Source organism: Pseudomonas alloputida (genome assembly GCF_021283545.2).
In the GTDB taxonomy this organism is placed as follows: Bacteria; Pseudomonadota; Gammaproteobacteria; order Pseudomonadales; family Pseudomonadaceae; genus Aquipseudomonas; species Aquipseudomonas alloputida.
On sequence record NZ_CP128540.1, the window covers coordinates 1355103 to 1370463 of the forward strand.

The 15361-nt window shown below is 62.0% G+C and carries 13 protein-coding genes; 3 read left to right on the forward strand and 10 right to left on the reverse strand.

The annotated features are described in order from the left end of the window. Positions 1–91: 91 nt before the first annotated feature. From LU682_RS06120 to LU682_RS06130, 3 genes are all read left to right on the forward strand, one after another. The gene (locus tag LU682_RS06120) at positions 92–721 is read left to right on the forward strand and encodes a glutathione S-transferase family protein (RefSeq protein WP_010952317.1); all 630 of its coding nucleotides are present in this window, start codon (positions 92–94) and stop codon (positions 719–721) included. A gap of 27 nt (positions 722–748) precedes the next feature. Continuing rightward, on the forward strand, positions 749–2785 hold the full coding sequence (locus tag LU682_RS06125; protein ID WP_010952318.1) for a pyridoxamine 5'-phosphate oxidase family protein: 2037 nt from the start codon (positions 749–751) through the stop codon (positions 2783–2785). 108 nt (positions 2786–2893) lie between these two features. Beyond that, positions 2894–3790 carry a LysR family transcriptional regulator gene (locus LU682_RS06130; protein WP_010952319.1) on the forward strand — a complete coding sequence of 299 codons (897 nt, stop codon included), beginning with the start codon at positions 2894–2896 and terminating at the stop codon, positions 3788–3790. Between the two features lie 72 nt (positions 3791–3862). Here the strand turns inward: LU682_RS06130 and LU682_RS06135 are convergent, their stop codons facing one another. The 10 genes from LU682_RS06135 to LU682_RS06180 all read right to left on the reverse strand — a co-directional run bounded on the left by LU682_RS06135 (position 3863) and on the right by LU682_RS06180 (position 14325). After that, on the reverse strand, positions 3863–4732 hold the full coding sequence (locus LU682_RS06135) for an aldose 1-epimerase (protein WP_010952320.1): 870 nt from the start codon (positions 4730–4732) through the stop codon (positions 3863–3865). 24 nt (positions 4733–4756) lie between these two features. Next, complete coding sequence (locus LU682_RS06140) at positions 4757–5680, reverse strand: EamA family transporter (RefSeq protein ID WP_010952321.1); 924 nt, start codon at positions 5678–5680, stop codon at positions 4757–4759. A gap of 54 nt (positions 5681–5734) precedes the next feature. Next, a complete protein-coding gene (locus tag LU682_RS06145) occupies positions 5735–7015 on the reverse strand; it encodes a TRAP transporter large permease (protein ID WP_010952322.1) in 1281 nt (426 codons plus the stop codon). Beyond that, the gene (locus tag LU682_RS06150) at positions 7016–7543 is read right to left on the reverse strand and encodes a TRAP transporter small permease (RefSeq protein WP_003254832.1); all 528 of its coding nucleotides are present in this window, start codon (positions 7541–7543) and stop codon (positions 7016–7018) included. It abuts the gene before it with no gap. 66 nt (positions 7544–7609) lie between these two features. After that, entirely contained in the window at positions 7610–8581 is a 972-nt protein-coding gene (locus tag LU682_RS06155; RefSeq protein ID WP_010952323.1) for a TRAP transporter substrate-binding protein, read from the reverse strand. Between the two features lie 64 nt (positions 8582–8645). Continuing rightward, positions 8646–9527 (reverse strand): glucurono-1,5-lactonase, encoded by an 882-nt coding sequence (locus LU682_RS06160; RefSeq protein ID WP_010952324.1) that lies wholly within the window; start codon positions 9525–9527, stop codon positions 8646–8648. A gap of 22 nt (positions 9528–9549) precedes the next feature. Continuing rightward, positions 9550–10356, reverse strand: coding sequence for an NAD-dependent epimerase/dehydratase family protein (locus LU682_RS06165; protein ID WP_010952325.1), 807 nt, complete (start codon positions 10354–10356; stop codon positions 9550–9552). 500 nt (positions 10357–10856) lie between these two features. Further along, a complete protein-coding gene (locus LU682_RS06170) occupies positions 10857–11915 on the reverse strand; it encodes an IS110-like element ISPpu11 family transposase (protein ID WP_010951689.1) in 1059 nt (352 codons plus the stop codon). Positions 11916–12197: 282 nt separating this feature from the next. Next, positions 12198–13436, reverse strand: coding sequence for an OprD family porin (locus tag LU682_RS06175; protein WP_010952327.1), 1239 nt, complete (start codon positions 13434–13436; stop codon positions 12198–12200). A 754-nt stretch (positions 13437–14190) separates the two neighbouring features. Next, positions 14191–14325, reverse strand: coding sequence for a BRO-N domain-containing protein (locus LU682_RS06180; protein WP_010952328.1), 135 nt, complete (start codon positions 14323–14325; stop codon positions 14191–14193). Positions 14326–15361: the final 1036 nt, after the last annotated feature.

A 15361-nucleotide genomic window follows, 5' to 3' on the forward strand; every position in this document is an offset into this window, starting at 1 on the left:
GTTTCCCCTGCGCACTGATTCTGCTACCAGCCGATCCAGTGCAGCATGTGCTCCATCAGCCCCATCCCGGCGCTGACCAGGAGCCAAGCCCATGTCGAACCCGATCAAGCTCTACAACTTCCCCAAGTCTGGCCACGCCCATCGCATCGAGTTGATGCTCTCGCTACTGAACCTGCCCACCGAGCTGGTGTTCGTCGATCTGGCCAAAGGCGCGCACAAGCAGCCGGACTTCCTCGCCCTCAACCCATTCGGCCAGGTTCCAGTCATCGATGACAACGGCACCGTGATTGCCGACTCCAACGCCATCCTCGTCTACCTGGCCAAAAAGTATGACAACGGTACCTGGCTGCCCGAAGAACCTGCCGCCGCCGCCCGGGTGCAACGCTGGCTATCGGTCGCCGCAGGCCCGCTGGCCTTTGGCCCGGCAGCCGCTCGCCTGGTCACGGTGTTCGGGGCTTCGTTCAATACCGACGAAGTGATTTCCCGCGCCCACACCTTGCTCAAGGTGATCGATGCCGAGTTGGCCAATACGCCATTCCTGACGGGCAGCACACCCACCATAGCGGACATTGCCAACTACTCGTACATCGCTCACGCCCCCGAAGGCAACGTGTCGCTGGAGCCCTATGCCAATGTGCGCAACTGGCTGGCGCGGATCGAGGCGCTGCCGCGTTTCGTCCCCATGCCGCGCACCGTGATCGGGCTGCAAACCCACGCCTGAAACCCCGCCATCGCGAGGAACGCCGCCATGCAACAATCTCCTGATCACCGCCCCTCGCCCTGGCATGCGGGTGAAAAGACCCTGCAGGAAAAGGTCGGTGTAGCAGAACGCATGGAGGCGTTCGGGCAAAAGGTCATTCGTGACCACATGCCCGACCAGCACCGAACGTTCTATCACCAGTTACCGTTCATGGTCGCCGCCAGTGTGGATGCCCAGGGTCGGCCTTGGGCCACGCTGCTGGAAGGGCCAGAAGGGTTCGTAAGCTCGCCTGACCCTCGTATGCTGACGATCCACACCACGTTGCCAGCAGATGACCCCGCCACCCCCGGGTTGGCAGCCGGGCAGGCGGTCGGCCTGCTGGGGATCGAACTGCACACCCGTCGGCGCAATCGCATCAACGGGCAGATCCGCCACGCTGCCCAAGGGCAACTGCAAGTGGCCGTAGAGCAGGCGTTTGGCAACTGCCCGCAGTACATCCAGTTGCGTGACTACACCCGCGTCACCGAACCCGCCCTCGGGCGCATCGATGCGACAACACTGGATACTTCAACCGTCAGCATGATCCAGGCGGCCGATACCTTCTTCGTCGCCAGCTATGTCGAGCATGCTTACGGCCAGCGCTCGGTGGATGTCTCCCACCGTGGTGGCCGGCCAGGGTTCATCAAGGTCGAAGGCAATCGGCTCACGATTCCCGACTATGCTGGCAATCTGCATTTCAACACCTTGGGCAACCTGGTGGTCAACCCGCGGGCCGGCTTGCTGTTCATCGACTTCAAAAATGGCAATGTGTTGCAACTGTACGGGCGTGCCGAGGTGCTGCTGGACAGCCCGGCCATCCAGGCTTTTGAAGGCGCTGAGCGGTTATGGACACTGCAGGTCGAGAAGGTGGTGTGGCGTCCGGCAGCCGTTGCCCTGCGCTGGGCTTTCAAGGAGTACGCGCCGACCAGTCTGATGACTGGTACCTGGGCCGAGGCCGATGCGCGCCTGGAGCAGCGGCAACAACAGCGCCAATGGCTGGCCTGGCGGGTGCTGCGGGTGGAGCAGGAAAGCCGCGACATCCGCTCGTTCTATCTCGAACCACCGGCAGGCTGCCGTGTGGCCTTTGCCCCTGGCCAGCATCTGCCTGTGCAAGTGCCGCGTGATGGCGAGTCAGCGCTGATCCGCACCTACAGCCTTTCAAGTGCCCCCGACGATGGATTCTTGCGCATCAGCGTCAAAGCCCAGGGCCCGGCTTCGCGGTATCTGCATGAGCGCGTTGTGGCCGGCGATGTGCTGAATGTGCGCCCGCCGATGGGCAGCTTCACGCTTGACCAGCAAAGCACGCGCCCGTTGGTGCTGATCGGCGCGGGCGTGGGCATCACGCCGTTGCTGGCCATGCTGCGCCAGCAGTTGAGGACAGGGCAGGCCCGGCGCATTCATCTGTTCCATGGCGCACGCAGCCTGGCCGACTTGCCGTTCCAGCAGGAACTGGCGGCCTTGCGGCAACAGGCTGGCGATCTACTGCAGGTACACCGCGCACTGAGCCAGCCTGAAGGGCACGCGCAGGTCGGTCGTGATTACGAGTTTGCCGGCCGGTTGGGTATCGAACAGGTCAAGGCAACGCTGGCGTTGGACGACTACGATTTCTACCTGTGTGGCCCGGGCAGCTTCACCCAGCAGCTTTACGAAGGGCTGCGTGGGGTGCATGTGCCGGATGCGCGGATTCACGCCGAAGCGTTTGGCCCGTCGACGCTGCGGCGGCACACCGACGCAGACCAGCCAGTCCTGCAACAGCCACCTGCCGCTGACGAACCGGTGCCGGTGTATTTTGCCGCGTCGGCCAAGGAGGCTCGCTGGGTACCCGGTAGCGGCACCTTGCTGGAACTGGCCGAGGCGCGTGGGCTGGCCCCGGAGTTCAGTTGCCGGGGTGGTTCGTGTGGTACCTGCAAGACCCGGCTGGTAAGCGGCCAGGTGCATTATCCGAATCCGCCGGCAGAGTTGCCGGAGGCAGGATCGGTGCTGATCTGTTGTGCTGTGCCAGCGAAGGTGGAGGAGGGGATGCAGGCGTTGGTGCTGGATGTCTGATTCAAGCCAGTCGCAGGTGCGGGCTTGCCCGTGAAGACGCCGGCACAGCTAACACCAGGCATCCAGATGAAAGATAATCCCCACGCCTCTTAACCTTCAGGAGCCCGCATGGACCAGATCCACCTGATGAAGGTATTCGTCGCCGTCGGCGAGCTGGAAAGCTTCGCCGCTGCGGCCCGCCGTCTGGACATTTCCCCGGCCGCCGTCACCCGCGCCGTCAGCGCCCTTGAAGAGCAGCTCGGGGTCAAGCTGTTGCTGCGCACAACACGCAGCGTGCGTTTGACCGAGGCCGGCGGCCGCTATCTGGAAGACACCCGGCACATCCTCGCCAGTATCCACGAGGCCAATGAGGCCGCTGCCGGCATCAACGCGACTCCCAGGGGCGACCTGGCGGTGACCGCGCCGATCCTGTTCGGCAAGAAGTTCGTCATGCCGTGCATCGTCCGTTACCTGCAGCAGTACCCGGAAGTCGATGTTTCCGCGTTCTTTCTCGACCGCGTGGTAAACATGGTCGAGGAGGGCATGGACGTGGCCGTGCGCATCGGACCGTTGCCCGACTCCGGGTTGAAGGCGCTGCGGGTGGGCAGGGTGCGGCGCATGTTGTGTGCCTCGCCCGACTACCTGGCGCGCCATGGTGTGCCGAAGCACCCGTCGGACCTGGCCGGGCATGCGATAATCGGCACCACCAACCTGTCGCCGCGTGCGGGTTGGCGCTTCGGAGTGACCGACGAGCCGACCTTGGTGCGCATGAAGCCGCGGCTGACGGTCACCAGCAATGACGGGGCAATCGCAGCTGCCAGCGGCGGGCTGGGGATTGCCCGGCTGCTGTCGTACCAGGTGGCAGACGAACTGGCCAGCGGGCAGTTGCAGGTGCTGCTGGCCGAGTACGAAGAGGCGCCCTGGCCCATTCATGTGCTGCACCGCGAAAGCAAGTACGGCTCGGCCAAGGTCAGGGCCTTTATCGACATGCTGGCGCAAGGATTGCGCGATCAGCAGCTGGATTAAGGTCTTACAGCGGGTCGAAAAGGATGTCAGACAATGTTCGATATCGTGGCGGCCCTTTCTCAGGCAACCCGCTCACAACGCCCGATACTGCATCCTGAACCCCAGGTTCATTGCCTCCCCCCGGTGCAGCAACCGCAACCCTGGTCGCCCTGGCAGGTGGTGCGCATTGATGGGGTGGCTAACAGGTTCAAAGCAGAAAAAACCTTGCCCCTGCGGGCAATACAGCAAGAAGTGTTCGGCCCCATTGGCACTGCACGCCAGTCGATAACCCGCGCTGGGTTGTTCGATCACACATTCCCCTGGCCAGCCACTGAAGGCGTGATCAACCACTGTCTCGGGTAAACGTCCCATGGCATTGAAGCGCCATTGTTCGGGCACCTCGGCCTGGTACGACGGCAACCGTCCATCCTCGGCCAGCCACACTTTGCGTGCCGATGCGTACAACTTGGTATCGGGATACCGCGGAAAGTAAGGGTGCAACCCCAACCCGTACCAATTGGCCGACTCATCCAGATGGGTTATATGCAGGTCCAGGTTCAGGCACCCCTCATGCAGATGCACATCCAGCGTGGCCCGGTAAGCAAACGGCACAGCACTGTCTAGCGTCAGCCGTGCTCGCTGTTCACTGTGGTGCTCCACCTGCCAGGCCTGCTGCCAGGCACTGCCATGGATCGGGTAAGGGTCATGCCCGGTATTGGGTGCCAGTGCCTGCCACCCCTCGGGTCGGGCAAAGCCACCCTCGCCAATGCGGTTGGACCAAGGCGCCAGTGGGTAGCAGGCGAGGCGTCGTGGCGTACCACTTTCAAGTGCGGCCAGGTCGGAATGGCGCAGCAGCGCTTGCCCGGTCGCTTTCACTTCCCAGTTGACCAGGCTGGCGCCCAACTCCGGAGCCAGGCTCAGGCGGGTCAGGCGGTCCTGCAGGTGCAGTTCGGTCGCAGGCATTCAAGGCTCCATTTAAATGAACGATCAATTGGCCCGACGGTAGGTGAGCAGCACGATGCCGCACACCACCACCGCGCCGCCGAGTAATTGCAGGGTACCGAGTTGCTGATCGAGCAAGGCCCAGCCCAGCAGTAGCGTGGCGATGGGTTCGACGTTCATCACGGGTGCGTTCTGCGCCATGTTCAGCCTTGGCACACAAACAAACAGCAAGGTGAAGGCCAAGCCATACAGCACTACAAGGCTGGCCAAGGCCGCCCAGCCACCGCTGCTGCCTGGCAATGACAAACCGGAAGGCATCACGCCGCTTGCGCCTGCAACCAGCATGCTGGAGAACACGATCAGCAAAGTCAGCAGGCTGCGCACGGGGCCGCGCACGCTGGCCAGTTTATGGTCGGTGATCCACAAGGCGCAGGCAAAGGCACAGGCGGCGCCGAAGGCCAGGCTGACCCCTGGCACCCAGTGCGGGTTGGCCGCACCGCTGTCGGCCAGGCGTGCCGGCACATCCAGCGCCAGCACCAGGCCGCACAGGATCAGGCCCATGAACAGCACGGTGCGGCCCGTGGGGCGTGCGCCGCCCAGCGCCCAGGTGAGCAGCGCCAGCAGCATCGGGAAGGTGTTGCCCACCAGCAGCGCCAAAGCCACTGGAATACGCGCCACCGCCGAGTACAGGCACAGGCTCTGGGTGGCAATCAGCAGGCCGAGCAGCAGCTGCCACCGGCGCGCACCGGCGGGCAGGGCCAGGGCCTGGCGTTGCCACAGCAGCAGCCCGGCCAGTACCAGGAACGTGATGCCTGAGCGGCAGAGAATCGCCAGCAGCACGCCGGTGCCGTCATCGAAGGCGATGCGCGCGGCGATGTGGTTGCCAGCGAATGAACAGGCCAGGAGGGCGAGCAGGGCGATGGCTAGTTTGCGTGGGAAAAGCGGTACAGCCGAGGAGGGAACAGCCATGTGCAGGATCCATTTGCAAGAGCCCAGGGGCCGCCAAGCGGCCCCCGGTCATAATTACAGCACCACGCTAGGCAGCCACAGCGAGATCGCTGGAATGTAAGTCACTGCCATCAGCACCAGGAACAGCGCCAGGTAGAACGGCATCAGCGCCTTCACCGTCGACTCGATACTCACCTTGCCAATGGCCGAGCCCACGAACAGCACGGCGCCCACCGGTGGCGTTATCAGCCCGATCCCCAGGTTCACCAGCATGATCATGCCGAAGTGCACCGGGTCCACGCCGATACCGGTAATCACCGGCAGCAGGATCGGGGTAAGAATCAGGATCAGCGGCGCCATGTCCATCACCGTGCCCAGCAGCATCAGCATGAAGTTGATGCACATCAGGATCACGTAGCGGTTGTCCGACAGGGTCAGGAACGCGGTGGTGATCTTCGACGGGATCTGCATCAGCGTCATCACGTAGCCGAAGCTGGCGGCAAAGCCGATCAGGATCATCACGATGGAGATGGTCCGTACTGTGCGGTGCATCAGCTTGGGCAGGTCGCGCCACTTGTAGTCGCGGTAGATGAACATGGTCACGAAGAATGACCACACCACCGCCACGGCTGCCGATTCGGTCGCGGTGAACACCCCCGACAGGATACCGCCGAGAATGATGACCATGGCCATCAGGCCCCACAGCGCCTCACCGGCAATTTTCAGCGCCTCGCGCAGCGGGATGACTTCACCTTTGGGGTAGTTGCGCTTCTTCGCGAAGATCAGGCACAGGCCCATCATCACTGCGCTCAGAAGCAACCCGGGCATGATACCCGCCATGAACAGCGAGGCAATGGATACCGTGCCGCCCGCCGCCAGCGAGTACAGCACCGAGTTGTGGCTGGGCGGGGTCAGCAGCGCCTGCACCGAGCCACTGACGGTCACGGCGGTGGAAAATTCACGCGGGTAGCCTTTGCGCTCCATCTCCGGGATCAGCACCGAGCCCACCGAGGCGGTATCGGCTACCGACGAGCCGGAAATCGCACCGAAGAAGGTCGAGGCCATGATGTTGACCAGCGACAGCCCGCCACGCACGAAGCCCACCAGCACCCCGGCAAAGGCCACCAGCCGCCGCGACATGCCGCCTTCGGCCATGATCGCGCCGGCCAGCACGAAGAATGGAATGGCCAGCAGGGAGAACTTGTTAACACCACTGGCCACCTGGATCATCATCGCCTGCAGCGGGATGTCGATCCACCAGGCGCCGATCAGTGCCGACAGGCCCAGGGCGTAGGCTACCGGCATGCCGATCAGAATCAGCACGATGAAACTGCCCAACAGAATGAACGCTTCCATTTACGCAGCTCCTTCGTTTTCTTCGACCAGATCAAAGCGCACGACCTTGCGGTTGCTCTGATCGCCCAGCAGGAGTTTTTCCAGCACGAACACCAGCGTCAGTACGCCGCCGACCGGGATCGGCGCGTAGGTCATGCCGACCCGCACGCCGGGCAGCGAGGCCAGCGACTGGTTCCAGGTGGTGATGCACAGCCGGGTGCCGTAATAGGTCATGAACACGCACACCACGATCATCAGCAGTTGAACCAGCAGGGCGACCAGCTGGCGCTGCAGCGGCGGCAACCGGTCGGTAATCATCCCAACCGCCATATGCGCCCCGGCGCGATAGCTGGCGGCGGCACCAACGAAGGTGAATACCACCATCAGAAGGATAGAGACTGGTTCTGGCCAGCTGGAGCCGGTGCCCAGCACGTAGCGGGCGAAGATGCCCCACGGGATGATCAGCGTCATGGCCAGGATCGACAGGCCCGCGATCCAGATGCAACTGCGGTACAGCGTGTCGTTCACGCTCAGGAAAAGCGATTTCATAGGCATCACCAAAGCGGCAGGGCGGCGGGCGCCGCACTGCCGAGGTCGATTGGGCAAGGGCGGCTGTTACTGGACGGCGTCGATACGCTTCATCAGGTCGGCGTACTGCGCGCCGTATTTTTCGCGTACCGAAGCCGTGGCGTCGTAGAACGGCTTCTTGTCGACGGTAATGAACTCGACACCGGCGGCCTTGAGCTTCTCTTCGCTGGCGGCAGACTTGGCGTCCCACAGCGCGCGCTCTTCCATCTGTGCTTCACGCGCAACCTTCTTCACCAGCGCCTGCTGCTCGGGGCTGAGCTTGTTCCAGGTGGTCTTGGACATCACTACCGGCTCCGGGAGGATCAGGTGACCCGTGAGTGTGTAGTACTTGGCGCTCTGGAAGTGGTTGTGCTCAAGCAGCGTGGGCGGATTGTTTTCGGCGCCATCGATCACGCCAGTCTGCAGGGCGCTGAAGATTTCCCCGGTGTCCATGGCGATGCCGTTGCCGCCCATGGCGTTCATCATGTCGATGAACAGCGGGTTGCCCTGTACGCGAATCTTCATGCCCTTGAGGTCTTCCAGGCTGCGCACCGGCTTTTTCGTGTAGATGCTGCGCGAGCCGCCATCCATCCAGGCCAGGGCCACCAGGTTGAAATCGGAATTGGTGATCTTGTCGAGGATTTCCTGGCCGATCTCGCCGTCGATGATCTTGCGCATGTGATCATGGTCGCGGAACACGAACGGCATGTTGAATACGTTCACATCCGGCACCACCGGGCCGACGATCCCCAAGCTGACACGGGTCATCTGCACGGCACCGATCTGTGCCTGTTCGATCACTTCCTTCTCAGAACCCAGAACGCCGCCGGCGAACATCTTGAAGGTGATTTCGCCATTGCTGGCGTCTTCCAGCTTTTTACCCATGTTCTGTTCGGCGACCACGGTCGGGTACCCGGCCGGGTGAATCTCGGCGAACTTGATGTCCAGTGCCGAGGCGGGCATGGCCACGCTGAAGGCGAACGGGAGTACGGCAAGAAGCAGCTTGCGTTTGAACGTCATGATGAAACTCCGTGGTTTTTATTATCTGGTTTCGTGGGTGCAAGTGTGGGTGTGGCACGGCGCGTCAGCCCCGGTAGGCAGGTTCCTCCAGGCCCTTGGTGCCAGGGTCGAGGGCAAATACCCCGCCAGCCAGGGGCTGGTCGCTGAGGTCGATGCCCGTGGGGCGGATCGAGGTGACGTACAGAATGTCCAGGCTGGCGCCGCCAAAGGCGCACATTGCCGGCTTTTTCACCGGCACGCTGAGTGATCGGTCGAGGCGACCTTCGGGGGTAAAACGGTGGATCTGCCCGGCGTCGTTGCCGCAGATCCAGTAGCAGCCGTCCTGGTCGATGGCGGCGCCATCCGGGCGGCCGGGGTAGTTGCGCATGTCGACGAACAGGTGCTTGCCGTGCGGTGTGCCGCTGTCGGTGTCGTAGTCGAAAGCCCATACCTTCTGCACGTTCGGGTGCGAGTCGGACAGGTACATGCGCTTGCCGTCGGGGCTGAACGCCAGGCCATTGGGCACGATCATGCCGTCCTGCTGCAGGTGCAGGTGGCCTTCGCCGTCATGCCGGTACAGCGCACCCACATGGGCGCCTTGCTGCATGTCCAGCAGCATGGTCCCGGCCCAGAAGCGGCCCTGACGGTCGCAGCGGCCATCGTTGAAGCGCATGCCGGCCTGGGCGTGCTGCACGTTGCTGAGCAGCCGGCTGTCCAGGCTGCCGTCCGCCTTGGCCTGGAGCTGGAAAATGCCGCTTTCCATGCCCGCAACCCAGCCCTGACCGCTGCGGGCGATGCAGGCCAGCATCTCGTCGCCCTGCCAGCACTGGTGTTTGCCATCGGCCGCTTGCCAGCGATGCAATTGGCGAGCGGGAATGTCTACCCAGTACAGGGCCTGTTCACCGGGGTGCCACACAGGGCTTTCGCCGGTACCGTTGCGGGCGTCGACGATCAGTTCGCAGTTCATGGCCGTGCCTCCTGGCGTGGGGTCAGTTGAACGGGCCGGCCACGGCGAAAGCGCCGCCCTGGTAGACCATGCTCGGGTCATCGGCGGCGGGTGCCGGTTGGGCCTCCACGGCTGCGCGGAAGGTTTCGGAGCTGTCCTTGGGTACATAGCCCAGGTGCGCGGCATGGCGGTTGTCCCACCACACGGTGCGATTGTCGGAGGCGCCGTAGACGATGGTGTGGCCAACCCCGGGGGTGAACAGCCCGCGTTCGATCAACTGCACCAGGTCGTCGTAACTGAGCCAGGTGCAGAGCATGCGCAGGTTCTGTGGCTGCGGGAACGACGAGCCGATGCGAATGCTGACGGTCTCGATGCCGTAGCGGTCAAAGTAGAAGCTGGCCACATCTTCGCCGTAGCACTTGGACAGCCCGTAATAGCTGTCGGGCCGGCGCGGCGCGTGAGCGTCGATGCGCTCATCCTGGCGATAGAAACCGATGGTGTGGTTGGAGCTGGCGAAGATGATGCGCTTGACCCCGTGCTTGCGCGCCGCCTCGTACACGTGGAACACGCCGCAGATATTGGGGCCGAGAATCTCTTCGAAGGCGTGTTCGGTAGAAACCCCGCCAAAGTGGATGATGGCGTCTACGCCCTCGACCAGGGTATGCACCGCAGCCTTGTCGGCCAGGTCACAGGTAATGACTTCTTCATGCGGGCCCGCGGCCGGGGCCATGGGGCTGATGTCAGACAGGCGCAGGACCTCGGCGTAGCCTTTCAGGCGTTCGCGAAGGACCTTGCCCAGGCCGCCTGCGGCTCCGGTGAGCAGCAGGCGATTGAAGGGGGTAGTGGTCATGGCCGGCTCTTGTTGTTAGTTGTTGTAGGTTGTCGTATGACTTGGGTGATTATTGGCGGTGGTTCTGTGTGTTGTCAATGAGGCTTGGGCGGCTTTTGCCGGCCTTTCGCGGGTAAGAAATGCGAAAGGCCTGCGCGGTCGCCCGTAGGAGCGGGTTTACCCGCGAAAGGGCCAGGCCTGCTGGCCAATTTCCACCCGCCGTTCACCGTTGCCGCCGCCACCGTATTCGCGGGTAAACCCGCTCCTATGTATGGACTCGCCCACACTGTCTAGCTGCTTTTTTGAACATAGGAACCCGGTTGCATCTATGTATCAGGCCTATTCGAGGAAGCTTTTTGCTTCTGGCCAACATCGTGGTGAGCTCGCAGTGTGCCGTTTACATTGAGGCCACTATCAGGCCTGTAGGAGCGGAGGCATCGGTCTGCGACGGTCTTACCTAGGGTCAATGTTCACTAGCAGGGGTTGGAGCGCCTAGCGCCCCGGTGGCATTACCCGGTTGGTCAGAGGCTCATAGCCGCCTCCGGTTTTTCGTTCGGTTTGCGTTGGTAAACCTGATCGCTCTGTAACAGGGCCCAGATAATCCGCAGATTTCGATTAGCCAGCCTGATCGCCGCCTCCTTGCGCCCAAGGCGGGATAGCCAGCGCAAGAGGCGGCGATCATCTGGCTGATCGGAATCAGGCCTTAGCTGGCTCAAGACGGAATGCGCGCCCTGGATCATCAGGCTGCGTATGTAGCCGTCACCGCGCTTGCTCATCTTGCCCAATCTGATTTTGTTTCCGCTGCTGTGCTGATCGGGCACGATACCGAAGAAGGCGGAATACATTCGGCCACTGGCGAAGCGGCTGGGGTCGGTCTGTTTCGCCACGATCGCCGTGGCAATGATAGGGCCGACGCCGCGAATGGTGATCAGCCGCTGAGCGACTTTATCCTCTTGGGCGGTCGCTTCGAGCCGGCGGCTCAGCGCCGTTATGCGTTCACCTAGAGACAACCAGTCCATCAGCAACTCATCGAGCAACTCGCGCAACAGGTCGGGTAGAGGCAAGGAAGCATCCTCAAGCGCCTGAGGCACATGCTTATTGATCGCGGCATCGCCCTGGGGCATGGATACGCCATGCTCAAGTAGCAAACCACGGATCTGATTACCCAGCGCGGTATGTCGCTTGATGTTACCGCGCCGGATACGGTGCAGCGCTTGAATAGCCAGTGCTGTGGTGCTCTTGATCGGTATCGAAGCGATGCTCGTATCGCGACCGGCACGCAAAATGGCATAGCAGTCGTTACGATCGTTCTTTGCACCGCTGCGATGTTCGGCGACACGTTGCGCCGGCAGGATGCGAACCGGATTACCTTTGGCCTGCAGCAGCCTGGCCCAGGCTTGCGCACCTGGACCGCACTCCATCAAGACGGCCACGGTCGTTGGCAGCCTGAGCAGGAAATCGTGGAACGCTTGGCGGGATTTGATGCGATCTTCGTAGATCACCCGACCAGTAGCGTCCTCGCCTGCTAATTGGAAGACCTGTTTGGCCAGGTCTACGCAGATGGTTGTGCAAAGCTCCACATCAGTGGAAGACAGGGAATCGTGTTTCGAACTATGCTTTTTCATGGTCTCGCCCTCGCTGCCGTTGGCTTCTTCGAACACCACCGTGGCACTGTGATGCCTCGGCGGGGGCGAGTCCATCGATTACACCTGATCAATGGTGGACACACATCGGAGGTTGGGCGCAGGCCGCTGTGTAGGAGCGGGTTTACCCGCGAATGGGCCGGCCCTGCTGGCCAGTTTTCACCCGCCGTTCGCCGTTGCCGCCACCACCGTATTCGCGGGTAAACCCGCAGATCTTGATCAGAGCAACGACAGCGGATAGTTGAAGATCAACCGGTTCTCATCGAACTCGTTATTGCTGTAATCCCGGCGAATCGACGAGTTACGCCATTTCACGCTTAAATCCTTGAACGCCCCGCTCTGGATCACATACGCAAGCTCCGTTTCACGCACCCACTCCTTGCCATCGGTCACGCCCCCGCTGTGCACATCGCGCCCGCTGATGTAGCGGTTCATCAGGGTCAACCCCGGTACCCCGACGGTGACGAAGTTGAAGTCATGGCGCACCTGCCACGAACGCTCGTTGGCATTGTCGAAGCTGGAGTTGTAACTGTCGTTGGCCAAGGTCCCGCCACTGGTGCCGTTCACCCGCATCCAGGTATCACCATCGACTTTCTGCAGCCCCACCCAGAAGGTGCTGCCGCCGTACTTGGCCGAGAACATCCCCGAGTAGGTCTTGTTGTCCAGCTGCCCGGCACGTTCGGAGCCGTCCTCGTCGCCATGGAAGTAGCCCAGGTTCGCACCCAGGGTCCAGTCACCCACCGGCTGGCTGTGGCTCAGTTGCAGGTATTGCTGCTGGTACACGTCCTTCAGCACCGCATTCCAAAGCCCCACCTGCGTGCGGTCCTGGTTGAACTTGTACTCGCCGCCGACGAAGTTGAAACGGTCCGACACACCGCCGCCGTAGCTCATGTCTTCCATGCTCGCGTCGTTACGCGGGCTGTTGCCGCGGAACTGGCCGCCGTACAGGGTCAGCCCTGCGATTTCGTTGGAGGTCACCTGCCCGCCACGGAATGTTTGCGGCAACGAACGCCCGTCGTCCGAACGCAGAATCGGCAGCACCGGCATCCATTCACCGATCTTCAGTTCGGTCTTGGAAATACGCGCCTTACCCGCCACTGCCAGGCGCCCGTAATCGTCGGCTGGCCGGCCATCGTCATGGCGTGGCAGCAACGCCGTACCATAAGTGCCGCCACCACCGTCGAGCTTGACCGACCACAGCCCCAGCACATCCACGCCGAAGCCGATTGGCCCTTCTGTGAACCCCGAGCGGGCGTCGAGGATGAAGCTTTGCGTCCACTCCTCGGCCTTGCTTTGCGGGTTGCTGGGGTTGGTGAAGTTTCGATTGATGTAGAAGTTGCGCAGCCCGAGGGTGGCCTTGCCGTCCTCGACAAATCCCGCGGCCAGGCTGGTGCCCGGCAGGCCGGCGATAACCCCGGCGCCAAGCAGGGCGAAGGGCAGGGTGTGGCAGATTTTCATTATTGTTGTGCTCCCTAAGGGTGTGGCAGCCCGTCCACCGGGCACGCGCAAGCGGCCTGCGGCAGGGGCGGGTAGATAACGGGCCGGTCAGGGCCAGGGGTGAACGCGCGGTAACCGGGCGCTACGTACTGGCAGGCGTACGCGAGCTGGCCGGGGGAAGAGGGGGGGGCAACAGGTGCGGGTGCAGCGGGATGGGTGTCGACATGGGTTCGTCCACGGCTTGTTGTTTTTGTTATGTGTTGTCGTACAACTATGGGTGATTATTAGCAAGGGGAAGATGGGCTGTCAACGGCTGATAGCTGAGTAATAAAGGTCCAAGGACCCAAAATCCGGGCTGCAGAAGCTCTGCCGTGGACTCTGTACAGACATACTACGACTGGGGCTCTCGCGCCGTACGCGATCCTCTGTGCGGGCGTGCCCCCATTGCCTGCCTCGCACCTCAAACCGGGGACATGGTTTACAAATCAAATCGAATCAGCAGTGGTCCCATCCGCGAGCATGCGCTATCTTCAGATCTGGCCTCGCCCTCGACCACTCAGACTGGCATGTCCAGTCCCGGCATCCTCGTTGGTGCCGTACCCCTCCTGTCGGCGTGGGCGAGGCCTCTTCCTTTTCCGCAACGCTTCCCGGCTAAGATCGAGCGCTCCCTGGCGCCACGGCCGCCAGCTATCTTGGCAACTCTCCCGTGCTACGCGCTTCCCTGAATGGCCTTGTGCCGCGAAAGGGCCGCACAGCCGCCCCGGCAAACAATCCATCATTGCAGAACCCCCAAGATCAGTGCTTTGTACAAGGTATAGGCCCCGGACTCGCTGACCATGGTGGTCTCCTGGTCCTTGCCATAGCGCAGCAGTTGCACCGTGCGGTACTGATCCGGGTCGAGCTCGGGCATGCAGTGTTCGTCGAAGAAATGACCGCTCAGCCGGCCGAGTTCGTGGGCGCAGAACCAGGCTTGGGATTCGAGCCAGAGGGTGTGGAGAGGACATGGTTTACAAATTCAATCCAATCGCCTGTAGACCCGGCCGCAACCCTGCGCTATTTTCAGTTCTGGCCTCGCCCTCGACCACGTAGACTGGCATGTCCAGTCCCGGCACCTCGTTGTGCCGTACCCCTCTTGTCGGCGTGGGCGGGGCCTCTTCTTTTGCGGAGCGACTGACCGGATGAGATCGAGCGCTCCCTAGCTCCAGCAGTTCATGCAAGAAATCAGAAGCTGTGCCGTCGCACTCCTCTTGTCTTCAGCCAGTACATCAAAATTCCCAAACTCGGCTCAGATAGGCGTTGATGAACCAATCTGGCATGTCGTCCTGATGAAACTCCAGCGTGGCACCATCAGTAATCTCCGCAAGAAAGACAGACTCATCTCCGGAGTTATCGAAAATATAAGCCCGATTTGCTGCGGAAATGGCCTCTGGTCAGTCCAGGCATCCGAGTTCGGTGTGGGAGCGGGTTCACCGCGAAAGGGCCAGAACAGGCAAAAAACGCCCGCAAAACCCCATGCATCCGCAACGCCCGCTGCACACTTGCGCCAGCGCAAATGGCGGTTCTCTGGCACATGGTGATGCGCCGGCAAGGTCTAGGCCCCGGACTCACTGACCATGGTGGTCTCCTGGTATTTGCCATAGCGCACTAGCGGCACAGTGCGGTACTGATCCGCGTCGAGCTTGCGCATGCATTGTTCGTCGAAGAAATGACCGCTCAGCCGGCCGAGTTCGTGGGCGCAGAACCAGGCTTGGGATTCGGGCCAGATAGTGTGGAGGGGCGGTTGTGGCGGATGAAGAGGGTGGGGGTATTAAGATTGTCCATGTTTGGCCATCCTGATGGGGGAGAGCCGTTTCTGACGAGAACGGGATTCCGCTATGTGAGCGTTCTTAAGCGCCGGAAAACGTTATCGCGATGTCCAAAAACAGGCAAGGTCGGCAGCCGTAGGA